At 73.6% G+C, this 21,107-nt stretch carries 21 protein-coding genes; 14 read left to right on the forward strand and 7 right to left on the reverse strand.

The genetic code is table 11. The annotated features are described in order from the left end of the window. The first annotated feature begins 436 nt into the window (after positions 1-436). Entirely contained in the window at positions 437-820 is a 384-nt protein-coding gene (locus tag ACIBW6_RS01870) for a hypothetical protein (protein WP_399055463.1), read from the forward strand. 72 nt (positions 821-892) lie between these two features. Continuing rightward, a complete protein-coding gene (locus tag ACIBW6_RS01875; protein ID WP_399055465.1) occupies positions 893-1,723 on the forward strand; it encodes a hypothetical protein in 831 nt (276 codons plus the stop codon). Between the two features lie 87 nt (positions 1,724-1,810). Here the strand turns inward: ACIBW6_RS01875 and ACIBW6_RS01880 are convergent, their stop codons facing one another. After that, complete coding sequence (locus tag ACIBW6_RS01880) at positions 1,811-2,413, reverse strand: TetR/AcrR family transcriptional regulator (protein WP_399055467.1); 603 nt, start codon at positions 2,411-2,413, stop codon at positions 1,811-1,813. A 182-nt stretch (positions 2,414-2,595) separates the two neighbouring features. Here ACIBW6_RS01880 and ACIBW6_RS01885 point away from each other — a divergent pair, with 182 nt between their 5' ends. Both ACIBW6_RS01885 and ACIBW6_RS01890 read left to right on the forward strand, forming a co-directional pair. Further along, positions 2,596-3,417 carry a class I SAM-dependent methyltransferase gene (locus ACIBW6_RS01885; protein WP_399055469.1) on the forward strand — a complete coding sequence of 274 codons (822 nt, stop codon included), beginning with the start codon at positions 2,596-2,598 and terminating at the stop codon, positions 3,415-3,417. A gap of 176 nt (positions 3,418-3,593) precedes the next feature. After that, complete coding sequence (locus tag ACIBW6_RS01890) at positions 3,594-4,049, forward strand: SRPBCC family protein (RefSeq protein ID WP_399055471.1); 456 nt, start codon at positions 3,594-3,596, stop codon at positions 4,047-4,049. 31 nt (positions 4,050-4,080) lie between these two features. Here the strand turns inward: ACIBW6_RS01890 and ACIBW6_RS01895 are convergent, their stop codons facing one another. The 3 genes from ACIBW6_RS01895 to ACIBW6_RS01905 all read right to left on the reverse strand — a co-directional run bounded on the left by ACIBW6_RS01895 (position 4,081) and on the right by ACIBW6_RS01905 (position 6,654). Further along, positions 4,081-4,758, reverse strand: coding sequence for an AIM24 family protein (locus ACIBW6_RS01895; protein WP_399055473.1), 678 nt, complete (start codon positions 4,756-4,758; stop codon positions 4,081-4,083). Positions 4,759-4,852: 94 nt separating this feature from the next. Next, positions 4,853-6,073, reverse strand: coding sequence for a methyltransferase (locus ACIBW6_RS01900; protein WP_399055475.1), 1,221 nt, complete (start codon positions 6,071-6,073; stop codon positions 4,853-4,855). 233 nt (positions 6,074-6,306) lie between these two features. After that, positions 6,307-6,654, reverse strand: a complete 348-nt coding sequence (locus ACIBW6_RS01905; RefSeq protein ID WP_399055477.1) for a tetratricopeptide repeat protein — start codon at positions 6,652-6,654, stop codon at positions 6,307-6,309. Between the two features lie 518 nt (positions 6,655-7,172). Between ACIBW6_RS01905 and ACIBW6_RS01910 the strand changes: the two genes are divergently transcribed. Genes ACIBW6_RS01910 through ACIBW6_RS01920 form a run of 3 tightly spaced genes read left to right on the forward strand, consistent with a single transcriptional unit; the run spans position 7,173 to position 11,764 of the window. After that, on the forward strand, positions 7,173-10,412 hold the full coding sequence (locus ACIBW6_RS01910) for an amidohydrolase family protein (protein ID WP_399055479.1): 3,240 nt from the start codon (positions 7,173-7,175) through the stop codon (positions 10,410-10,412). 31 nt (positions 10,413-10,443) lie between these two features. Next, complete coding sequence (locus ACIBW6_RS01915) at positions 10,444-11,265, forward strand: N-formylglutamate amidohydrolase (RefSeq protein WP_399055481.1); 822 nt, start codon at positions 10,444-10,446, stop codon at positions 11,263-11,265. Beyond that, on the forward strand, positions 11,258-11,764 hold the full coding sequence (locus ACIBW6_RS01920) for a flavoprotein (RefSeq protein WP_399055483.1): 507 nt from the start codon (positions 11,258-11,260) through the stop codon (positions 11,762-11,764). Before ACIBW6_RS01915 ends, ACIBW6_RS01920 begins: the two co-directional genes overlap by 8 nt. A 142-nt stretch (positions 11,765-11,906) precedes the next feature. Here ACIBW6_RS01920 and ACIBW6_RS01925 read toward each other — a convergent pair whose 3' ends face one another. The 3 genes from ACIBW6_RS01925 to ACIBW6_RS01935 all read right to left on the reverse strand — a co-directional run bounded on the left by ACIBW6_RS01925 (position 11,907) and on the right by ACIBW6_RS01935 (position 14,612). Further along, complete coding sequence (locus ACIBW6_RS01925; RefSeq protein ID WP_399055486.1) at positions 11,907-13,070, reverse strand: alpha-hydroxy-acid oxidizing protein; 1,164 nt, start codon at positions 13,068-13,070, stop codon at positions 11,907-11,909. 109 nt (positions 13,071-13,179) lie between these two features. After that, entirely contained in the window at positions 13,180-14,058 is an 879-nt protein-coding gene (locus tag ACIBW6_RS01930; RefSeq protein ID WP_399055488.1) for an alpha/beta hydrolase fold domain-containing protein, read from the reverse strand. Continuing rightward, positions 14,055-14,612 carry a quercetin 2,3-dioxygenase gene (locus tag ACIBW6_RS01935; RefSeq protein ID WP_399055490.1) on the reverse strand — a complete coding sequence of 186 codons (558 nt, stop codon included), beginning with the start codon at positions 14,610-14,612 and terminating at the stop codon, positions 14,055-14,057. The genes ACIBW6_RS01930 and ACIBW6_RS01935 overlap by 4 nt, the downstream gene beginning before the upstream one ends. 118 nt (positions 14,613-14,730) lie before the next feature. Here ACIBW6_RS01935 and ACIBW6_RS01940 point away from each other — a divergent pair, with 118 nt between their 5' ends. The 7 genes from ACIBW6_RS01940 (at position 14,731) to ACIBW6_RS01970 (ending at position 21,104) form a co-directional block, all read left to right on the forward strand. Further along, positions 14,731-15,198 carry a MarR family winged helix-turn-helix transcriptional regulator gene (locus ACIBW6_RS01940; protein WP_399055492.1) on the forward strand — a complete coding sequence of 156 codons (468 nt, stop codon included), beginning with the start codon at positions 14,731-14,733 and terminating at the stop codon, positions 15,196-15,198. 118 nt (positions 15,199-15,316) lie between these two features. Continuing rightward, positions 15,317-15,970, forward strand: coding sequence for a GntR family transcriptional regulator (locus ACIBW6_RS01945; protein WP_399055494.1), 654 nt, complete (start codon positions 15,317-15,319; stop codon positions 15,968-15,970). Positions 15,971-16,013: 43 nt separating this feature from the next. Then, positions 16,014-16,766, forward strand: coding sequence for a PIG-L deacetylase family protein (locus ACIBW6_RS01950; RefSeq protein WP_399055496.1), 753 nt, complete (start codon positions 16,014-16,016; stop codon positions 16,764-16,766). Beyond that, positions 16,766-17,470 carry a 4-carboxy-4-hydroxy-2-oxoadipate aldolase/oxaloacetate decarboxylase gene (locus tag ACIBW6_RS01955; protein WP_399055498.1) on the forward strand — a complete coding sequence of 235 codons (705 nt, stop codon included), beginning with the start codon at positions 16,766-16,768 and terminating at the stop codon, positions 17,468-17,470. Before ACIBW6_RS01950 ends, ACIBW6_RS01955 begins: the two co-directional genes overlap by 1 nt. Further along, entirely contained in the window at positions 17,467-18,573 is a 1,107-nt protein-coding gene (locus ACIBW6_RS01960; RefSeq protein ID WP_399055500.1) for a 4-oxalomesaconate tautomerase, read from the forward strand. The genes ACIBW6_RS01955 and ACIBW6_RS01960 overlap by 4 nt, the downstream gene beginning before the upstream one ends. Then, on the forward strand, positions 18,570-19,568 hold the full coding sequence (locus ACIBW6_RS01965) for a VOC family protein (protein ID WP_399055502.1): 999 nt from the start codon (positions 18,570-18,572) through the stop codon (positions 19,566-19,568). The genes ACIBW6_RS01960 and ACIBW6_RS01965 overlap by 4 nt, the downstream gene beginning before the upstream one ends. A gap of 204 nt (positions 19,569-19,772) precedes the next feature. Further along, positions 19,773-21,104, forward strand: a complete 1,332-nt coding sequence (locus ACIBW6_RS01970; RefSeq protein WP_399055505.1) for an MFS transporter — start codon at positions 19,773-19,775, stop codon at positions 21,102-21,104. Positions 21,105-21,107: the final 3 nt, after the last annotated feature.

Raw genomic sequence — 21,107 nt, forward strand, 5'->3', positions numbered from 1 at the left:
ACCCCGGATGGCGCCGTGGCCGAGAGGCAACGCTGCGCGTCCGGCAGGATCGCGGGCGCTGCCGAGTTCAGCTGGGACAGGGCCTCGTCGACTGCACCACGATCCGAACGGCGAAGTCCGTTTCACGATGGAGGCCTGGGGCGCGCGGACAGAACCGCGCGCCCCTTCGGCGCGGTTATCGGAAGGCGACGCCCGAACGGGGGCATGTTGGCCGGGGGAGAAGCAGGCCGTCCGCTGTACCGACGCTCGGACAGGACCCTGAAGTCCGGGACCACTGTCGCCTGTTGCTGGAGCGAAGGCAGGTAGAAACACGAATAAGGGCGACGTAAAGTTGATAGGGGGTCTGCAGTGTCCGCACGCAGAACGTTCAGGGGACGGTCACGGCTCGGTTCGTGACCCGGGGGAAACAGACGGATCCTTTCAAGGGCTCAGCGCCATGAAGCACAATACCCAACCTTCTGAAGAGTGGGCGACCTCTCAATGGGGACCCGGTGGTGGCCAGGCGGCCGCACACCCCGCGCCCGCAACGGAAAGCCCGACCCCGCCCCCGCGCCACGGCGCCAACACCCGGCGGCACCCCCGGTGGTTCATGTGGTTCTTTCTCGCAGTGCAGGTGGTCTTCCTGCTCTGGATCATTCTCGGTGCGCGCTCCAGCGCGGGAACTCCGGACGACTGCGGCTCCCTGGACGCCCAGACGTGCAATGACGCCGAAAGTGCGGGTACAGCCATCGGCGTCGGACTCATCATCCTTCTCTGGGCCATCGTCGACATCATTCTCGGCATCACTTACGCCGTCATCCGGCTGGCGCGGCGTCCTTAGAGGGCCTGCGAAGATCAGGAATGACGGCCAAGTTGTCGCCGAGGTCGCACCCGTACCAGGAGATGTGTCGCGATGAAAAGAGTCATAGCGGCGGCCAGCACGGTTCTCGCCATATTCGGAGGGGTCGCAGCCTGCGGTTCCAGCGCCAGCAACGACACCAGTGGGGACACCGTCTCGGTGGATTCACAGAAGGAAACCCCCGCGGAGCCGAAGGAGGACAGTTCTGCGGAACCCAGGACGGACAGCTCTGCAGAGTCTAGGAAGGAGAGTTCAGCGGAACCGAAGAAGGAGAAGCCTGCGGAGACCCAGAGGGAGACACCTGCGCAGACCAAACAGGAGACGCCCTCGGCGACCGGGGAAGAGACCCCTTCGGCGTCCGAACCACAAGAGCAGGAAACCTCTTCGCAGCCGGAGTCTCAGCCGGCAGCGGACAGCGCACCGACCCTCAAGGTCGGCAAGACCGTGCATGTCGAGACCACCGAGTACAGCGACGACGGCAGCACGCTGACCGGCACCGCAGACGTCACCCTGGTGTCCGTGAAGGAGTACGACGCCGCTGACCTCTCGAGCGACTCGGTCAGCAGTGAACTGGAGGCGGGCCAGGAGATCGCGTCGGTCACTCTCAAGGTCAAGAATACGAGTGGCACCGAGATCAGCATGACGCCGTACAACAGCTCCCTCACCTGGACCGGCAAGGACGGAAAGGTCGCCGAGGTCATGACCGGCTACCTGGATGAGCTGTCCTCCGCCGAAGACCTCGGCGGGACGGACAGTCTGAAGCCCGGCGAGTATGTGCAGGGCGCCACTGTGGTCGTCATCCCCGGTAATCAGCCCGGCAAGCTGCACATCGAGGACGACGGCGGGAAGCACCTCTTCGATGTTGGCACTCAGGGAGTTGCTTAACCAGCAAGTCGCCGACAGCGCTGCCCGCGGCTACTCAAGCAGCGGGCATCCCGCGTCCGAGAGGGCCCGGCACCGGGAGGGAGTGCCTCAGGCCGGGCGTCGGCGGGTCGCGTCGGCGGTCGCCGTGGTCACGAGCGCGTCGACCGCTGCTGTCGTCGGCGGGGCCGGGGCGTGTTCCGCGAACAGCAGGTGGGCGCCGCCGACCAGGGAGAGTGTGAGTGAGTCGAGATCGGCGTCGGCTGCGATGCGGCCGCGTGCGCGCTCGTCGGCGAGGTAGGCGGAGATCGCGTCCGACGCCTGGGCCAGGATCGCGATGCCGCCCCCGGGCATCAACTGCCGCAGCCGGGTGCGGAGTTCGTCCCGGAACGTGATCAACGGGATGATCGCCATCGGCACCGGACCGAACAGGGTGAACAGCGCACCGGTGAGGTTGCGCGCGACGGTGCCGCTCCCGGCCGCCGCGCGCAGCGCGCCCGCCTCCCGCTCCAGCCGTCCGGCCCGGTCGAGCACGAGGTCGGTGAGGAATGCGTCGAAGTCGCTGAAGTGCCGGTGCAGGACCCCTTTGGCGCAGCCCGCCTCGTCGGTGACGGCGCGGCTGGTCAGCCCGCTCGGCCCGCCCCGCAGGAGCACGCGCTCGGCGGCGTCGAACAGCTGCTGTCTCGCGTCACGAAGGTGTACCCCGGTCGGCACGCGCCCGTCCTCTCCTACGCCTCCTGCGCCGCCCCGCCGACGCCCGTTCGTCGCGCCGCGAGCGCGCGCCCGGCCGGAAGCGGGCGCCCGCCCATCCTAGGCGCGGCGGCCCCGGCGTCTTCGGCAAGCGGAGGTGCAACCCTGGGTTGACGGAGTGGGCGAGTGCCCACTACGGTCGGGCCATGGCGCATGGGAAGCTCGGCGGAGACCTCCACCAGCAGCGCGGCACAGCCGAGAACTTCGGGCTGGACGCGGCACGCTACGACCGGACCCGGCCCCGCTATCCGGACGGCCTGGTGACCCGCGTGGTGCGGGAATGCCCGGGCCGCGAACTGCTGAACGTGGGCGCGGGCACGGGGATCGAGGCACGCCAGTTCCAGGCGGCCGGCTGCACGGTCCTCGGGGTGGAGCCCGATCCGCGGATGGCGGAGTTCGCGCGGACCCACGGCACGGAGACCGAGATCGCGCGCTTCGAGGAATGGGACGCGGCGGACCGGCGCTTCGACGGACTCGTCTCGGGCCAGGCGTGGCACTGGGTCGACCCGGTGGCGGGCGCGGCCAAGGCCGCGTCGGTGCTGCGCCCGGCGGGACGCTTCGCCGCGTTCTGGAACGTCGCGGAGCCGCCGGCGGAGATCCGCGAGGCCTTCCGGAAGATCTACGACGAGGTGGTGCCGGACGCGCTGGCCGCGCGGGCTTACCGCACGCCGGCCCCGCCGTCGCCGCACACGACGAGCGAGTCGCCGCTGCTCACCAAGACCGTCGAGGGCATCCGCCGGACCGACGGGTTCGGTGAGCCCGAGCAGTGGCGGTTCGCGTGGCGGCACGTCTACAGCACGGACGCCTGGCTCGATCAGCTCCCCACACAGGGGGACCACGGCCAGTTCGAGCCCGGGAAGCTGGAGCGGGTGCTGACCGAGGTCGGCGCGGCGATCGACGCCAGGGGCGGCAGCTTCGAGATGCGGTACACCGCCGTCGCGGTCACTGCGACGCGGTCGGTCCTCTAGGGGCGCCCTGTTTCCGAGCCGCCCCGCCATCCTGCGGGGCGTCGGAAGCGTGCGCGTCACCCCGTCCGGCGGTGGCACCGGAAGCGTGCGCGTCACCCCGTCCGGACCTGCCGAGGTGTCCCCCGGGGCGGCCCGGGCCAAGCTGGAGACGCAACCTCCCGAGGAGCGTGATCGACGTGGCCCGCAACCGCCGGCTCATCCTGCGCCCGCCGTCCGCGGTCTGGGCGCTGCTGTCCGACGGCCACCGCTACGGGGAGTGGGTGACGGGAACGCAGCAGGTCCTGGCCGTGGACCCGGAGTGGCCCGCGGTCGGTGCCGCCCTGAAGGTACGGGTCGGGCTCGGCCCGCTGACCCTCGACGACACCAGCGTCGTACGGATCAGCGAACCGGAGCACCGGCTCGAACTGGAGGCGAAGGCCGATCCGTTCGGCGCGGCCCGCATCGCGATGAACCTGCTGCCCTGGGGCGGGCACACCCTGTTCGTCCTCGACTGGCACCCGCTGCGCGGACCCGGCACCCGTATGCACGGACTGCCCGTGGAGTACCTCGTGAAGATCCGCAACGGCATGATGCTGACGACACTGGCCCGCATCGCGCTGGGCGAGGGCACCCCGGCCGGCGTGGCCCCCTGATCCCGGCCGGCCCCGTGCGGGCCGACACCCTTCAGTGCTGCTGCGGCTTCTGCGGGGTCGCCTCGCTGGGACGTACGACCACGAAGCCCTCGCCCTCCAGCATCAGCTGCACCGCCTCGCCGGAACCGCCGCGGATCATCGAGCCGATGGACTGCGAACGGTGCAGCGACGTGCGCAGCCCCGCGCTCCAGCCGACGACGGCGTCGGTGTCCACGTACACCGGCTGCTGCGGGGAGACCGGCAGGACGAGCGGGTTGCCCTCACAGACCAGGCCCAGCTTGCCGTGGCCGGTGAAGACGCTGTTGAACAGGCCGCCGCCGCTGATGCCCGCGCCCTTCACCGTCTTTATCTCGTACGAGAGGGTGGCGTCGAAGCACAGGACGTTGCGGCCGTTGACCGTGAACACGTCGCCGGGCTCGACGTCGACCACGAAGACGTTCTGCGCCTCCTGCGCGAACCAGGCCTCCCCCTTGCCCTGCACCTTCATCAGGGGCAGGCCCTCACCGGTGACGGCACGCTTCAGCATGCCGCCGACGCCCTGGCCCTTCTTCTCGAACTGCAGGTTCCCCCGATAGGCGATCATCGCCCCCTGCCGTGCCAGCATCTCGCCGTCGACCACGTAGCGGATCGACTTGGCGTTCTGGACGGACATCCCCGGTGCGACCGCGGCCTGCACCATGTACTCATGCGCGAAAAGATCACCCTTCATGGGGGCATCGTCGCCCGGACGAATCGGTTCCGACAAGTCCGCCACGGCCGCGACGCGTCCCGGCGCCGGCCGCCGCCGGCCCTCGGTGCCGGTCTCACCCGCGCCGCGGGCCGCCGCGCTGCGCGCCGTCCTGTCGTACCGCCTTCAGGATCACGAATTTCGGGTCCCCGGCGACGAGTTCGCTGTTGCCGAAGAGGCGGCGCAGCTTCAGGTGGTAGCCGAGGTGCCGGTTGCCGACCACCCACAGCTCGCCGCCCGGCCGCAGCGCCGCGTGCGCCTGCGTGAACATCCGCCACGCCGTCGCGTCGGTCGTCGCCTGGTGCGAGTGGAAGGGCGGGTTGTTGAGTACGAGGTCCAGGGTGGCGGCGGGGACGTCCGCGAGGCCGTCGCCGACCCGGAAGACCGCCTTGCCGGGCCGCTCGCCGCAGTTCTCCGCGTACGTCGCCTCGGCCGAGGCCACCGCTTGGTGCGACTCGTCCGTGAACAGCAGCTCCGCGTCGGGTGCGGCGAGCGCGGCGCTCATGCCCACGACTCCGTTGCCGCAGCCCAGGTCGGCGATGCGGGCGGCGCCGGTGGCCCGCGGCAGGTGCCGTAGGAAGAAGCGCGTGCCGATGTCAAGTCGCTCGGCGCAGAACACGCCGGCGTGGTTGACGACCGTGCGGCCGGCCGCCGGGCCGATGTCGTCGGGGAGCCGGTACCGCACCGGCCAGGGGTCGCGCCCAGGGGTCAGTGACAGGTCCGGTGTGCTGAGGACGAGCCGCGCCTTCTTCTCGGCGAGCGAGGTGCGGGTGGGGCCGACGATCCGCTCGAACAGGTTCAGGGTCGAGGTGTGGATCTCCTTGACCATGCCGGTGCCGACGACCACGGTGCCCTCGTGCAGGGCGGGCCGCAGCCGGTGCAGCTGGTCCTCCAGCAGCGCGAGGCTCTTGGGCACCCGGACCAGCAGGACGTCGACGCGGTCCGGCGGGGTGTCCTGCGTGGTCAGCAGGGTCGCGCCCGGGCCGGAGACGCCCTTGCGGGCGAGGTTCTCGCCGGTCGCCCGCTGTCCGAGCCAGGAGTCCGAGATCAGCGTCGGCGCGCAGCCGTCGACCCCGGTCAGCGCGGTGCCCAGGGCGCCCCAGCGGTCGCCGACCACGACGACGGCGCCGGACAGGTCGGTGCGGTTCTCGGCCAGGTGCTTGAGCAGGTAGTCGTCCGCCGCGTCCCAGGCGCGCAGCTGATCGCGGGGGTCGGCCGGGAAACGGGTGAGGTCGACCTCTCCCCAGGGCGTGGTCATGCGGTGGGCGGCCGGGTCGGGCTGATCAGTGCGGTTCATCGTCCGACCAGGCTAACCGAGCCCCGGGCCACACCGGCGCGGCCGGGCGACCCCGCGGGCCCGGGCCCCCGCTCCGGACAACCGGGTTACCGGGCCGGCCTGTGTGCCGCTGCCTGGGGCAGGGCCGTCCCGGCTGGGTGGGGCGGCCTGCTTGTGGGGGGTACGCCTCAGGTCGGCCGGGGCGCCGGGCCCGTTTGTGAGCGGCTGTCCCGGGACACCCCGGCCACCCGTCCTTACTCCTCCGGGAACTCCCCGGCCAGCGCCGCCGCCATCCGCAGATGCGGGGTCGCCTCCGCGTCGCGGCCCTGGCGCTCCAGCGTCCGGCCGAGCATCAGCCGGGCGTACCCCTCGACCGGGTCGCGCTCCACGATGATCCGCAACTGGTTCTCCGCGCGCCGGAGTTGGGCGGAGTGGTAGTAGGAACGGGCGAGCAGCAGACGCGGTCCCACCTGCTCCGGGACCTCCTCGACGAGACCGTCCAGGATGCCCGCGGCGGTGGTGAACTCCTTGGCGTCGAAGAACTGCCGCGCCCGCTCCCAGCGCTCCGCGGCCGTCCCGTGCGTGTAGTACTTCTGCTCCACGGTTGCCTCCTTCGCGGCCGTCAACGAAAGGGAGCACCCGGCATATTCCCGGGGCCTCGCCCCGCTGGTAGCGGGGCCCGGCACCAGGACCCGGGCGAGGGGCGCATTTCGTGCCCCCACTCATCGGGCCCATGGGGCTGCGGCGAAGCCGCATGCTCCAGGGGCGCGGGGAACGGCGCGAGAAGCCCCACGGCGGACAGCCAGAGAACTGCCCTCCGGCACCAGGACCCCGGCGCCGGGGCAGCCCCGCCCGGGCCTCCGCCCCCCCGAGGCCCGCCCCGCCCCCCGGGCGAGGACCACCCGGACGCAAGACACCGCACGTTCCGGCCGACATCCCGCGAGCCGGAACCGTTCCGCGGCCCCAGCCCGTAAGTTGCTGTGCGCCCAACCCCGCCCCGCCCCCCTCCTCCGACTTACGCACACCCGGCCCCGCACGCCGTGTCCCGCGCACACCCGGCCCCGCACACACCCGGCCCCGCTATACCCGGTCCCGCACACCCCCGTGCCTAGGGAGCCCCATGGACACCAACCGTCCCCTCGGACCCGGCATCTCCCGCCGCCACTTCCTGCAGACCACCACGGCAACCGCCGCCACCGTCGCCGCCGGCACCGCCCTCGCCCCGCCCGCCACGGCTGCCCCGCCCGTCGCGCCCGCCACAGCGACCCCCGCCCGGCCCGCCACCCTCACTCTCACCGCCGCAACCAACGGCGCCGCCACCCTCGCCCCGTCCGGCGACCGCCTGGTCGCCGAGGTCCAGAACGTCCTGTGGTCGATCCCCCGCACGGGCGGCCCCGCGACCGCGCTCACCACCCCCGAACTGGAGCCGACCCGGCCGCAGTTCAGCCCGGACGGCACCCGGATCGTCGTCAGCGCCTACCGGGGCGGCGGCTTCCACCTGTGGCTGCTGGACGCCGACGGAGGCACGCCCCGGCAGCTGACCGACGGCCCGTGGGACGACCGCGGCCCGGCCTGGTCCCCGGACGGCACCCGGGTGGCGTTCGCCTCCGAGCACGGCGGCGACCCGGTGACCGGCACCCCGTACCGCATCTGGGCCGTCGACGTGCGCCACGGGACGCTCACCCGGCTGACGGGCCTGCCGGGGCAGCCGGGACCCGGACAGGGCGGCGCCTGGGAGGACTTCGACCCGACCTGGTCGCCGGACGGCGCGCGCGTGGTGTTCGTCCGCGGCGTCGTCACGGCGGCCGGCACCCTCCAGGCGTCGACCCTCGCCTCGGTCGGCGCGGACGGCGCCGGGCCCGTCACCACCGAGCACACCGACACCTCCGGTGCCCAGGTCATGACGCCCGCCCTCTCGCCGCGCGGTCGCCTCGCCCACCTGCGGACCACCCCGGCGCCCGCCGCGAGCTGCACCCTCGTCGTCGACGGCGAACCCGTCGCCGTACCCGGCGACATCGCTCCGGTGCCGCCGCGCTGGACCGGCGACGACGGCCTGCTCCTCACCGTGGACGGCACGTTCCGCATCGTGCGGCCCACCGCGCCCGAGGACGCCGAACAGATCCGCTTCGTCGCGCGGCACACCGTCGACCGGCCCCGATACCGCGTCAAGCGCCACGACTTCGAGCCCGGGGGAGTGCGGCCGGTCCGCTCCGCGCACCTGCCCGCTCTGTCGCCCGACGGCCGCTCCGTCGCCTTCGCCGCCCTCAACTCCCTCTGGGTGGGCGCCACATCGGGCGGACGCCCGCCGCGCCGCGTCGTCCGGGCCCCCGCGACCCGGTACGTCCTGGCCCCTTCCTGGACCCCTGACGGCACGGGGATCGTCTACGCCGACGATCGCGCGGGCCTGTTCGCCGTGCGCCGCCACACCCTCGCCACCGGGGAGGAGACCGTGCTCGCCGAGGGCGGCCGGGTCTTCCCCGCGCTCTCCCCGGACGGCACCCGCCTCGCCTGCCTGGACATGTCGGGCAACCTCGTCGTCCGCGACCTGGCCGCGGCGACCGACCGCGTCCTCGCGCGACCGCTGGGCAGCGGCGGCCTGCCCGGCCGGCCCTGCTGGTCACCCGACGGCCGCTACGTCGCCCTGTGCGACCGCGGCCGCCTCAACCAGCGCTTCCGCGAGGGCCTCAACCTGATCCGGGTCGTCGACACCGCCGGCGGCGAGACGGTGCTGCACGCCGTCGCCCCGCACGTCTCCCTGGCCGACCGCTACGACTCCGGGCCCGCCTGGTCCCCCGACGGCCGCACCATGGCCGTCGTCGTCGAGTCCGCGCTGTGGCTGCTCCCCGTCCACCCCGACGGCGCCCCCGCGGGCCCGCCCCGCCAGGTCACCGAGGAGGCCGCGGACCACCCGAGCTGGGCCGCCGACGGCCGGAGCCTGCTCTACCTCTCGGCCGGCCGGCTCCGGCTCCTGGACGTCGCGCGCGGCACCGCCCGCACGGTCCGGGTCCCGCTCGACCAGCGCCGCCCCCGCCCCGCCGACACGGTCGTGCACGCCGGGCGACTGTGGGACGGCACCGACGGCACCGACGGCACCGACGGCACCGACGGCTCCGTGCGCGACGACGCCGACATCACCGTCGAACGCGGGCGGATCGTCGCGGTGGGGCCGCACCGGACCGGCGGCACGCGCCGCGCCCGCCGGCGCGTCGACGCCTCGGACCGCACGGTCCTGCCGGGTCTGTGGGACTCCCACACCCACCCCTGGCAGTCCACCTACGGCGCCCGCCAGACCACGCTGCAACTCGCGTACGGGATCACCACCGCGGTCTCCCTGGGCGGATTCGCCTACGAACAGGCCCGGATCCGGGAGGCCACCGACGCGGGAGCGCTCGCCGGGCCCCGGCTCCTGGCCACCGGCGAACTCCTCGACGGCGCCCGCGTCGCGTACAGCATGGGCCGCGCCCACCGCACCCGCGCGGGCCTGCGCCGCTCCCTCGACCGGGCCGCCGCGCTCGACTGGGACTTCGTCAAGACCTATGTCCGCGCCCCCGGTTGGGTGATGGCGGAGGCGGCACGCTTCGCGCACGAGCGGCTCGGCGTCCGCAGCGGAAGCCGCCTCTGCACCCCTGGTGTGCAGCTGGGCCAGGACCTGACGACCCATCTGCAAGCGACCCAGCGCCTGGAGTTCGGGCACGCCACGACCGCGAGCGGACGCGCCGGGCAGGACGTGCGGCAGATCTACACGCGGGCCGGGTTCCACCTCGTCGCGACGCCGTTCACCGCCGCGGCGCTGCTCGGCGCGGACCCCGCGCTCGCGGAAGACCCACGCGTCACCAGGCTGATGCCGCCCTGGGACAGCGCCCTCGTCGACGAACTGGCCGCGTCGCCGCCCACCGCCGCCCAACTCGCCACGCTGGACCGGGAGACCGGCATCTACCGGAGCATCCTCGCCGACGGCGGCCTGGTCGCCCTCGGCACCGACCAGCCGCTGGTTCCGGTCGGCCTCCACCTCCACCTGGCCCTGCGCGCGCTGCACCGCGGCGGCCTCTCCCCGGCGGCGGTCCTGCGCACCGCGACCGTGCTGCCCGCGCGGGTCTTCGGGGCGGACCGGGACCTGGGCACTGTGGAGGAAGGCAAACTCGCCGACCTCACCTTTGTCGACGGCGACCCCTTCACCGACTTCGACAGCCTCGTCAGGACGACCTCCGTGCTGCGGGGTGGCATCGCCCACCACCAGGCGGACCTGGTCGGCGCGGTCGACCCGGTGACCGCCGGGGCCCGCGCCGCCGGGGCGCACGACGACTGGCTGGAGGTGGGCCGCCACATGAGGAAGGACGGCTGCTGCGACCCCGGCCTGTGACGGCGCCCGGCGCGCGGGGGAGAGTGTGCCCATGCACACCACGGACACTTCCGCGCGCGGGGACGGCCCCGCCCACCGCCTCCTGGCGGGCGACCCGGCCTCGCCGGTCCTCCTCCATGTGCCGCACGGCTCCCGCACCGTCCCCGCCACCGTCCGGGCCGGGCTCCTGCTCGACGAGGCCGCCCTGACAAGGGAGTTGGACCTGCTCACCGACGCCCACACCCAGGAGCTCGCGGAGCGGGCCGCGGCGGGCGCGGCCGTGCCGCCGTGGCGGTTCGTCAACGAGCGGTCCCGGCTGGTCGTCGACCCCGAGCGGTTTCCCGACGAGCGCGAGGAGATGCGTGCGGTGGGCATGGGGGCCGTGTACACCCGCACCTCCGGGCGCACGCCCCTGCGGCCCGAACCGCCCGCGGACGAGGCCGCGCTCCTCACCACGTACTTCCACCCCTACGCGCGGGCGATGACGCGGGCCGTCGACGACCGCCTCGCGGCGACGGGCCGCGCCGTCATCATCGACGTCCACTCCTACCCGAGCCGCGCGCTGCCCTACGAGCTGCACGGCACGGACCCGCGCCCGCCCGTCTGCCTCGGCACCGACCCCGTCCACACCCCGGACACCCTGCTCGCCCTGGCCCGCGAGGCGTTCGCCCCCCTCGGCGAAACCGCTCTGAACACGCCCTTCTCCGGTGCCTACGTTCCCTTGCGGCACTACGGCGAGGACACCCGCGTCAGCGCCCTCATGCTGGAGCTGCGCCGCGACGTCTACCTCCACGAGCCCGTCACCCCGCACGACGGCCTGGCGAAGGCCGCGGCGTGTCTCACGGCGCTGATCGAGGCGGTGACCCGTGGCTGACCCCACCGCACCCTTCCTGTACGTCGTCGTGTGCGCGGCCGGGGCCGCCGACGGCGTCGAGGCCTTCGTCGCGGACGCCCAGGCCGCGGGCTGGGAGGCCGGGGTGATCGCGACCCCCACCGCGCTCGGCGGCTTCTTCGACCGCACCGCGGTCGAGGAGCGCACCGGCCGCCCGGTCCGCTCCGCCTGGCGCACCCCCGCCACACCCCGCCCGTTCCCGCCGGCGGACGCGATCGTCGTCGCACCCGCCACCTTCAACACGCTCAACAAGTGGGCCGCGGGCATCGCCGACACCCTCGCCGCGGCCACGCTCTGCGAGGCCTACGGCGCGGGCACCCCGACCGCCGCCGCACCCTGCGTGAACGCCCAGCTCGCCCGGCACCCCGCTTACCAGGACAGCGTCCGGCGACTGCGGGCGATGGGCGTACGGTTCGCGGCGGGGGAGTTCTCCTGGGCAGCGACGACCGAGCTGCTCACGCACCTGAAGGCGGACGGCTGACCGTGACCCGGCGCCGCCAAGCGCCGCCGTCGCGCGGCGCCGCCAAGCGCCGCCGTCGCGCGGCGCCGCCAAGCGCCCCGTCCGCACGCAGGCAGACGTAGAGGCGTACCACCGTGCCCAGGAGAATGACCGCGGCGGCCGGTCAGTACCCCCGCACGGGAACCAGCGCCTCCGGTGTCAGATCCGCCAGGGTCGGATAGCCGTCCACCGCCATCAGCAGGTCCGCCTCCGCCAGCAGCGTGCGCAGGACGTGGACGAGGCCGTCCTCCCCGCCCGCCGCCAGGCCGTAGGCGTACGGGCGGCCGACGCCGACCGCCGTCGCGCCCAGGGCGAGGGCCTTGACGACGTCGGCGCCCGAGCGGACACCGGAGTCGAAGAGGACCGGCAGACCGTCCGCGGCCTCGACGACGCCGGGCAGCGCGTCGAGCGCGGGCAGGCCGCCGTTGGCCTGGCGGCCGCCGTGGTTGGAGCAGTAGACGCCGTCGACCCCGCCGTCCCGGGCCCGGCGCACGTCCTCGGGGTGGCACAGGCCCTTGAGGATCAGCGGGAGATCGGTGAGGGACCGCAGCCACGGGAGGTCGTCCCAGGTGAGAGGGGCGCCGAAGACGCCGACCCAGGTGGAGACGGTGTCCATCGGGTCATCGCTCGGGACCAGGGAGCGGAACCGCGGGTCCGAGGTGTAGTTGGCCAGGCAATGGCCGCGCAGCTGCGGGAAGTTCGAGGTCGACAGGTCGCGCGGGCGCCAGCCGGTGACCCAGGTGTCGAGCGTGACGACGATGCCCTTGTAGCCCGCGGCCTCGGCCCGCTTGACGAGGCTCTCGGCGAGCTCCCGGTCGGTGGGGGTGTACAGCTGGAAGAAGCCCGGCGTCCCGCCGAACTCCGCGGCCACGTCCTCCAGCGGGTCCACCGACAGCGTCGAGGCGACCATCGGCACCCCGGTGCGCGCCGCGGCCCGGGCCGTCGCCAGGTCCCCGTGCCCGTCCTGGGCGCACAGCCCGATCACCCCGACCGGCGCCATGAACAGCGGCGAGGCCAGGCGGTGCCCGAACAGGTCCACGGACAGGTCGCGCTGTGTGGCGCCGACCATCATGCGCGGCACCAGGCCGTACCGCTCGAACGCCCGCACATTGGCCCGCTGCGTCTGCTCGTCGCCCGCGCCGCCCGCCACGTACGACCACACGGACGGGGGCAGCGCCGCCCGCGCCCGCTCCTCCAGGGCCTCGAACGCCATCGGCAGGGCGGGGACGACACCCCGCAGTCCGTCGAGGTAGATCTCGTACTGGTAGTCGCCGAACTGCGGGCTCATCACACACCTCGTCATCGAAGTCCCGGAAGGAAGGCCTGAAGCGGGGCCGGAACCGTACGACCGGCCCCGTGCGCCCAATCTGCCAGCACTTCGGCGCCCGGCAAAGAGATCAGCAGAGCGTGCGGACGAACTCCAGGGAGGCCGTGAAGATCTCCTCCACGCCCTCCTCGGGGAGACCGACCCAGCCGTGGTTCGCCCCCGGCACCGTCCGCAGCTCGACCGGGGCACCGGCGGCGCGCAGCGCCGCCGCCAGCTCCCGCCCGTGCCCGCACGGCACCATGACGTCCTCCTCGCCGTGCACGACGAGGAACGGCGGCGCGCCCGGATGCGCCTGCCGGACGGGGCTCGCGGCGGCGGCCAGTTCGGGGACGGCCGCGGGCGCCGCGCCCAGCAGCAGCGCCTCCATGGTGGCCGGGCTCGCGGGGTCGAACGGCGGCCGGGGCGTGACCAGGTCCGCGGGCCCGTACCAGATGACGGCGCCCGCGAGCGCCGGCTCGGTGTGGGTGAGGGCGAGCAGCGAGGCGAGGTGGCCGCCCGCGGACTCGCCCCACACGACGGTGCGCCCGGTGTCGACGCCGAGTTCCCCGGCGCGCAGCCCGAGCCAGCGCAGCGCGGCGCGCAGGTCCTCCAGCGGTGCCGGGAAGGTGGCCTCGCCGCTGAGCCGGTAGTCGACGCAGGCGACGGCGAGGCCGGCCGCGGCGATCCGCTCGAAGGGGCCGGGCTGCCAGGCCCGGGTGCGCACCCCGAGGTCGTCGCGGCGCCCGCGCCGCCACGCCCCGCCGTGCGCGAACAGCACCAGGGGCGCGGGGCGTCCGGTCTCCGGTCCGGGCAGCCACAGGTCCAGTTCCAGCGGCCGGCCGCCCTCCACGACGCCGTACGGGACACCTCGCAGCGTCCGGACCCCGGCCGGGCGCGCGGTGGCCGGCGGCAGCGGGGCGACGTCCGGGTGCGGGGCGGCGATCAGCCCCAGCAGCTCGGCCGGTGTCATGCGGTCCTCCACTCCTGGTCGGGCAGGAAGCGGACATCGTACGTCCGGGGCACGGTGGCGAACTTGTGCGGCTCGGGGACGAACGGCCGGTGCGGCAGGCCGTGCCCCTCGGCCGGGGTGCCGAGGCTCTCGAAGAACCGCTCGAAGGTGCCGCCGGGCCCGGCCGCGACGCCGACGATCTGCGTGTGGTGGCGCTCCATGCGGTAGGCGTGCGGGCAGTTCTTCGGTACGAAGCCGAAGTCGCCCGGGGTGAGCAGCCGTTCGCTCTGCTCGCCCGCGGTGTCCTCGACGAAGAGGCGGACCGCGCCCTGGGTCACGTAGAAGACCTCGTAGGTGTCCGCGTGCAGGTGCGCCGGGATGATGTCGCCCTTGGGGCCTTCGCAGGTGAAGAAGTTGAAGGTGTTCTCGGTCTGCTCGCCGCCCGCGTAGACGGTGATGAGGTCGCCGAAGAGGTGGGCCCGGTCGCCCTCGCCCTTCTCGATGACGTACGGGGTGCCCGGCTCGGCCGGGATGCGGGACGCGTCCCGGTAGCGTGTCGCGAACTCGATGGTCATGACGTGCGCGCCTCCTCTGTCAGGCTGCCTGACGGGCAATGTCAGGTAGCCTGACATGTCTGCCGCGCGGTGGGCAAGTGCCCTGACCGGGGCCATGAGCGGGAGGGCGAGGGAAGCGATGACGCGGAGCGGGCGGGACCTGCCGCAACTGCTGGGCGAGGCCAGGCGCTGGTTCGAGGACGGGATGCTCGCGGCGCTGGAGGCCGAGGGCGTGCCGGCCGTGACGCCGCCGCAGGTGCAGCTGTTCGCCGCGCTCGACGAGGACGGCACCACCGTGGCGGAGCTGGCCCGGCGGACCGGCGTGACGCGGCAGACCGTGCACCAGGCAGTGCACTTCCTGGTCGCCGCCGGACTGCTGGAGCAGGTCCCGGACCCGTCGTCGGCGCGGCAGCGGCTGATCCGGCGCACGCCTGCCGGACTGCACGCCCATGACCGCGCGCGCCGCGCGCTCGGCCGCCTGGAGGCCGAACTGGCCGACCGGGTCGGGCAGGGGGCCGTCGCCGCGCTGCGGGCCGCCCTGGAGTCGCCCGAGGCTCCGTGGAGCGAACCGCCCGCCGCCCCGGCCGACCCCCGGTTTCGTCCCTGACCTCCCCGCTCTCCCCGGCGCCTCCGCCGCCCTCTGCGGCCGACATGTGCAAACAAAATCGTTGACAATCTTGTTGGCCTAGATTTAGCGTCGACAGGCACTCACTCAGGGAGGGCAGATGCCGAAGGAAGCCCGTCCAGGCTCCGGAGAGCAGGCCAAGCAGTACGCGTTGGAGCGGCTCAGGCAGGCGATCCTGCGCGGCGAGATGTCACCGGCCCAGCGGCTGGTGGAGAACGAGCTCGCCGAGCAGTACGACGTCACCCGCGCGAGCATCCGGGCGGCCCTGCTCGACCTCGCCGCCGAGGGGCTGGTCGAGCGGATCCGCAACCGCGGATCGCGAGTGCGCGTGGTCACGGTCGAGGAGGCCGTGGAGATCACGGAGTGCCGGATGGCGCTCGAAGGGCTGTGCGCGGCCAAGGCCGCGGTGGACGCCACCGAAGCGCAGCTCGATGAGCTGTCCGACCTGGGCGCCGCCATGTCCAAGGCGGTCGCCGACGGCGATCCGCTCTCCTACTCCGAGCTCAACCACGACCTGCACGCTCGCATCCGGGACATCTCCGGCCAGCGCACGGCCGTCGGTCTCCTGGAGCGGCTCAACGCCCAACTGGTGCGCCACCGCTTCCAGTTGGCGCTTCGTCCGGGGCGTCCGCAGCAGTCCCTGAGTGAACACCTGGCCGTGATCGAGGCGATCCGCGCCAGGGATCCACAGGCGGCCGAACGGGCCGTCCGCGCCCACCTCGGCAGCGTGATCGACGCCTTGCGCGCCGGCTGACGCCGCCCGGGCGGGCGCGCCCCCGTAGTCAAGGAGACACAGCATGACCAACGGCAACGCGCCCGCCGCCCCACCACGATCGACGCTGGTGGTCACCGCCCACGCCGGGGACTTCGTGTGGCGGGCCGGTGGCGCCATCGCCCTGGCCGCCTCCCGGGGCGAGAAGGTCACCATCGCCTGCCTCACGTTCGGCGAGCGCGGCGAGTCCGCCACGGCCTGGCGCGAGGGACGCGGGCTCGACGAGATCAAGGCGCTGCGCCGCGACGAGGCCGAGCGCGCGGCGGCCGAACTCGGCGCCGCCGTCCGCTTCTTCGACGCGGGCGACTACCCCCTCCTCGCCACCGCCGAACTGACCGACCGGCTCGTGGCCCTCTACCGCGAGACCCAGCCCGACGTCGTCCTCACCCACCCCGCGGAGGACCCCTACAACGGCGACCACCCGGCCGCGAACCGCATGGCCCTGGAAGCTCGCGTCCTCGCGCAGGCCGTCGGCTACCCGGGCGAGGGCGAGATCATCGGCGCCCCGCCCGTCTTCTTCTTCGAGCCGCACCAGCCGGAGATGAGCGGCTTCCGGCCCGAGGTGCTCCTCGACATCACCGAGGTGTGGCAGGCCAAGCGCCGCGCCATGGAGTGCCTGGCCGCGCAGCGCCACCTGTGGGACTACTACACCGACCTCGCCGTGCGCCGCGGCGTCCAGCTCAGGCGGAACGCGGGACCGAACCTGGGGCTCCCGCACACCACCCTGGCCGAGGCGTACATGCGCCCGTTCCCGCAGATCGCGAAGGAGCTCGCCTGATGCCCGGCGTCATCGTCACCGACCCGCCCAAGGCCGCGCCGCGGGACGTGGCGGCGCTGGCCGCCTTCGGCGTCGCCACCGTGCACGAGGCGAGGGGCCGCACCGGACTCCTCGGCCACCACCTGCGCCCCAACCAGCAGGACACCCGGATCGCGGGCACCGCGGTCACGGTCCTGTCCTGGCCCGGCGACAACCTCATGATCCACGCGGCGGTCGAGCAGTGCGGCGAGGGCGACATCCTCGTCGTCACCACCACGTCCCCGTCGACGGACGGCATGTTCGGCGAACTCTTCGCCACCGCTCTCCAGCGGCGCGGCGTGCGCGGCGTCGTCACCGACGCCGGTGTCCGCGACACCGCCGAGCTGCGCGCGATGGGCTTCCCCGCCTGGTCCGCCGCCGTGTCCGCGCAGGGCACGGTCAAGGCGACCGGCGGCAGCGTCAACGTCCCCGTCGTGCTCGGCGGCGCGACCGTCCGCCCCGGTGACGTGATCGTCGCCGACGACGACGGCGTCGTGGTCGTGCCCCGCGAGAGCGCGCGGGAGACGGCCGACAGGTCCCGGGCCCGCGAGGAGAAGGAGGCCGCCACCCGCGCCGCGTTCCTGGAGGGCCAACTGGGCCTGGACCGCTACGGGTTGCGCGCGACCCTGACGGACCTGGGAGTCGAGTACCGCACGTACGAGGAGCACACCGGAGCCGGGTCGTGACCGCCCCCGCCGGGGTGCGCTGCACGCTGATGCGCGGCGGCACCTCGAAGGGCGCCTACTTCCTCGCCTCGGACCTGCCCGCCGAACGGGCCGCCCGCGACGACCTGTTGCTGCGGATCATGGGCAGCCCCGACCCGCGGCAGATCGACGGGATCGGCGGCGCGCACCCCCTGACGAGCAAGGTCGCGGTCGTCGCGCCCGCCACGGACCCCGCGGCCGACGTCGACTACCTCTTCCTCCAGGTCGGCGTCGACAGCCCCGAGGTGTCGCACGGGCAGAACTGCGGCAACCTCCTCGCCGGGGTCGGCCCGTTCGCCCTCGCGCGCGGCCTGGTCGCGGCCGGACCGCGGGAGACGGCCGTGCGCATCCGCATGGTCAACACCGGGGACCTCGCCACGGCGACGTTTCCGACCCCGGGCGGGCACGCCGACCCGACCGGCGACGCGGAGATCTCCGGCGTCCCCGGCACCGCGGCCCCGGTCGTCATCGCCTTCCCGCCCGGCAGGGGGCCGTTGCTCCCCACCGGCCGCGTCCGCGACACGGTCACCGGCCTCGACGTCACGTGCGTGGACAACGGCATGCCGACCGTGCTCGTCCCCGCGGCGGCCCTGGACGTCACCGGGGACGAGGACCCGCAGGAGCTGGAAGCGAACACCGAGCTAGCCGAGCGCCTGCGCGAACTACGCATCGCAGCGGGGGAGTTGATGGGGCTCGGCGACGTCTCGGCGGCCACCGTGCCCAAGCTGACCCTGCTCGCCCCGCCCCGGCGCGGCGGCGCCGTCACCACCCGCACCTTCATCCCCGTACGGTGCCACACCGCCATCGGTGTCCTGGGTGCGGCGAGCGTGGCCGCCGGGCTGCGGATCGAGGGCGGCGTGGCCGCGCCCCTCGCGCGGCGGCCCGCCGACGGCGACCGGCTGCGCATCGAACACCCCACCGGCTACACGGACATCGAGAGCAGCCTCACCACCGGCCCCGACGGGTTGCCGCGCGCCCGCCGCACCGCCGTGCTCCGCACCGCCCGCACCCTCTTCGACGGCACCGTCTTCCCCCGGCCCGCCGCCTCCCCCCTGCCTACACCTTCCTCAGGAGGTCCCCGATGACTCCGCCCCTCGGCGACATCGCCCACGTCGGCCACGCCCAGCTGTTCACCCCCGACCTGGACGCCAGCGTCGCCTTCTGCACGGACTTCCTCGGCCTCACGGTCAACGGCCACACCAGGGGCGGGAGCGGCGGAGGCGACGGGGGCGACGGGGATTCGGTCTACCTGCGGACCTTCGACGACTACGAGCACCACAGCCTGGTCCTCACCGCCCGCGACCGGCCCGGCCTCGGCCGGCTCGCCCTGCGCACCTCCAGCGAGGAGGCGCTCCAGCGCCGGGTGAAGGCCGTGGAGGAGGCGGGCGGCACCGGCCGGTGGGTCGAGGACGAGCCAGGGATCGGCAAGCTGTACGTCACGACCGACCCGGACGGCCACGAGCACGCCCTGTACTGGGAGAGCGAGTACTACCGCGCCCCCGACGCGCTGCGCCCGGCCCTGAAGAACCAGCCGCAGGCCAAGCCGAACCGGGGGGTGGGCGTCCGCCGCCTGGACCACGTCAACTTCCTGGCCGCCGACGTCCTCGCCAACGCCGAGTTCCAGCAGGACGTGCTCGGCGCCCGGCCCACCGAGCAGATCCGGCTCGACACCGGCCGGGTCGCGGCCCGCTGGCTGACCTTCACCGACAAGTCGTACGACGTCGTCTACACCGAGGACTGGACCGGCAGCGAGGGCCGCCTGCACCACATCGCCTTCGCGACCGACACCCGCGAGGACATCCTGCGCGCCGCCGACCTCGCCATCGACTCCGGCGTCTTCATCGAGACGGGCCCGCACAAGCACGCCATCCAGCAGACGTTCTTCCTCTACGTCTACGAGCCCGGCGGCAACCGCATCGAGCTGTGCAACCCGGTCTCCCGCCTGGTGTTCGCGCCCGACTGGCCGCTCATCACCTGGACCGAGGCGGAGCGTGCGAAGGGGCAGGCCTGGGGGCTGAAGACGATCCAGTCGTTCCACACGCACGGCACGCCGCCCGTGGCGCCCCCGGCCGGGGGCTGAGCGAGCGCGCTCCGGCCCCGGGCGGACGGCCACCGTCCACCCGGGGCCGAATTGTTTCTAAGATTGTCAACAAAAGTGTTGACGGAGTGCCGCCCCGGTTCCTAGCGTGCTCACACCCCCCGCTCCGGCCGCCGCACGACCGGCCGGCCGGTCGTCCCCGCACCACCGCTCCAGGGATCCCCTCCCGGACGAGAGGAAACAACGATGTCCTCCTCCGCCACCCCGCGGGCCGCGCGCCGCGGCCTCAGCATGGGCAGACTGGTCTTCGCCCTGTGCTGGCTGGCCGTCCTCTTCGACGGCCTCGACATGTTCATCTACGGTTCCGTGCTGCCGCACATGCTGGAGACGAAGGCGCTCGGCCTCGGCCCGGACCGGGCCGGCGACCTCGGCAGCTACGCCACGTTCGGCATGCTGGTCGGCGCCCTCACCGCGGGCACCGTCTCCGACCGCGTCGGCCGCAAGAAGATGATGGTCGGCTGCGTCACCCTCTTCTCGCTCGCCTCCGGACTCTGCGCGCTGGCCCCGAACGTGGCGGTCTTCGGCCTCGGCCGCACCCTCGCCGGACTCGGCCTCGGCGGCCTGCTGCCCACCGCGATCACGATGGTCTCCGACTACGCCCCGCGCGGCCGCGGCGCCCTGATCGTCGGCGGCCTGATGACCGCGCACCACGCGGGCGGCATCCTCTCGGCGTACGTGGCCACCTGGGTGGTCGAACCCCTCGGCTGGCGGGCGGCGTTCTGGTTCTGCGTCATCCCGCTGCTGTTCGTGCCGGTGATCGCCAAGGCCATGCCGGAGTCCCTGAGCTTCCTCCTGGCCCGGGGCCGCACCGAGGAGGCGCGGCGCCTGTCGGCCGCGTACGACGTGGAACTGCCGGCCATCAAGGCACCCCGCCCCGCGGGCACCGGCCGCTGGGACCCGCTCACGGACCTGTTCCGCGCCCAGCAGTGGGTCCAGACCCTGCTGTACTGGCTGGCCTCCTTCGGCGGACTGCTCCTCGTCTACGGGGTCGCGACCTGGCTGCCGACACTGATGCGCGCCGAAGGGTACGACCTGGGCTCCTCCCTCCAGTTCGTCGTCGTCTTCAACCTCGGCGGCATCATCGGCATGCTCCTCGCGGGCCGGGCCGCCGACCGGTTCGGCGCCCCGCGCATCTCCGCGATCTGGTTCCTGCTCACCGCGGCCGGCGTCTACCTGCTGAGCATCCACATGCCGCTCGCCCTCACCTTCGTCGTGGTCTTCCTCGCCGGTGTCTTCCTCAACAGCGCCCAGACCATGATCTACGCGACGGTCTCGATCCGCTCCGCCCCCGAGAGCCGCGCCACCGCCGTCGGCTGGACCTCCGGCATGGGCCGCTTCGGCGCCGTCTTCGGCCCCTGGCTCGGCGGCCGGCTGCTCGCCTCCGGCAACGGCGACTGGGGCTTCACGGCCTTCGCCCTTGCCGGGCTGTTCTCGATGGTGTTCATCGGCATCGCGTCCCTGCGCAGGACGGCGCAGGCCGCGCCCCGGGCCACCGACCGGCCGGTGGCCGCCGCGTAGTCT

This window comes from Streptomyces sp. NPDC049813 (assembly GCF_044465085.1).
Lineage (GTDB): Bacteria > Actinomycetota > Actinomycetes > Streptomycetales > Streptomycetaceae > Streptomyces.

Excerpts from the sequence above, each read along its gene's own strand:
- ACIBW6_RS01870 (WP_399055463.1), top strand. The coding sequence starts at position 437 with ATGAAGCACAATACCCAACCTTCTGAAGAGTGGGCGACCTCTCAATGG.
- ACIBW6_RS01875 (WP_399055465.1), top strand. The coding sequence starts at position 893 with ATGAAAAGAGTCATAGCGGCGGCCAGCACGGTTCTCGCCATATTCGGA.
- ACIBW6_RS01885 (WP_399055469.1), top strand. The coding sequence starts at position 2,596 with ATGGCGCATGGGAAGCTCGGCGGAGACCTCCACCAGCAGCGCGGCACA.
- ACIBW6_RS01895 (WP_399055473.1), bottom strand. The coding sequence starts at position 4,758 with ATGAAGGGTGATCTTTTCGCGCATGAGTACATGGTGCAGGCCGCGGTC.
- ACIBW6_RS01900 (WP_399055475.1), bottom strand. The coding sequence starts at position 6,073 with ATGAACCGCACTGATCAGCCCGACCCGGCCGCCCACCGCATGACCACG.
- ACIBW6_RS01910 (WP_399055479.1), top strand. The coding sequence starts at position 7,173 with ATGGACACCAACCGTCCCCTCGGACCCGGCATCTCCCGCCGCCACTTC.
- ACIBW6_RS01915 (WP_399055481.1), top strand. The coding sequence starts at position 10,444 with ATGCACACCACGGACACTTCCGCGCGCGGGGACGGCCCCGCCCACCGC.
- ACIBW6_RS01925 (WP_399055486.1), bottom strand. The coding sequence starts at position 13,070 with ATGAGCCCGCAGTTCGGCGACTACCAGTACGAGATCTACCTCGACGGA.
- ACIBW6_RS01930 (WP_399055488.1), bottom strand. The coding sequence starts at position 14,058 with ATGACACCGGCCGAGCTGCTGGGGCTGATCGCCGCCCCGCACCCGGAC.
- ACIBW6_RS01935 (WP_399055490.1), bottom strand. The coding sequence starts at position 14,612 with ATGACCATCGAGTTCGCGACACGCTACCGGGACGCGTCCCGCATCCCG.
- ACIBW6_RS01940 (WP_399055492.1), top strand. The coding sequence starts at position 14,731 with ATGACGCGGAGCGGGCGGGACCTGCCGCAACTGCTGGGCGAGGCCAGG.
- ACIBW6_RS01945 (WP_399055494.1), top strand. The coding sequence starts at position 15,317 with ATGCCGAAGGAAGCCCGTCCAGGCTCCGGAGAGCAGGCCAAGCAGTAC.
- ACIBW6_RS01950 (WP_399055496.1), top strand. The coding sequence starts at position 16,014 with ATGACCAACGGCAACGCGCCCGCCGCCCCACCACGATCGACGCTGGTG.
- ACIBW6_RS01955 (WP_399055498.1), top strand. The coding sequence starts at position 16,766 with ATGCCCGGCGTCATCGTCACCGACCCGCCCAAGGCCGCGCCGCGGGAC.
- ACIBW6_RS01965 (WP_399055502.1), top strand. The coding sequence starts at position 18,570 with ATGACTCCGCCCCTCGGCGACATCGCCCACGTCGGCCACGCCCAGCTG.
- ACIBW6_RS01970 (WP_399055505.1), top strand. The coding sequence starts at position 19,773 with ATGTCCTCCTCCGCCACCCCGCGGGCCGCGCGCCGCGGCCTCAGCATG.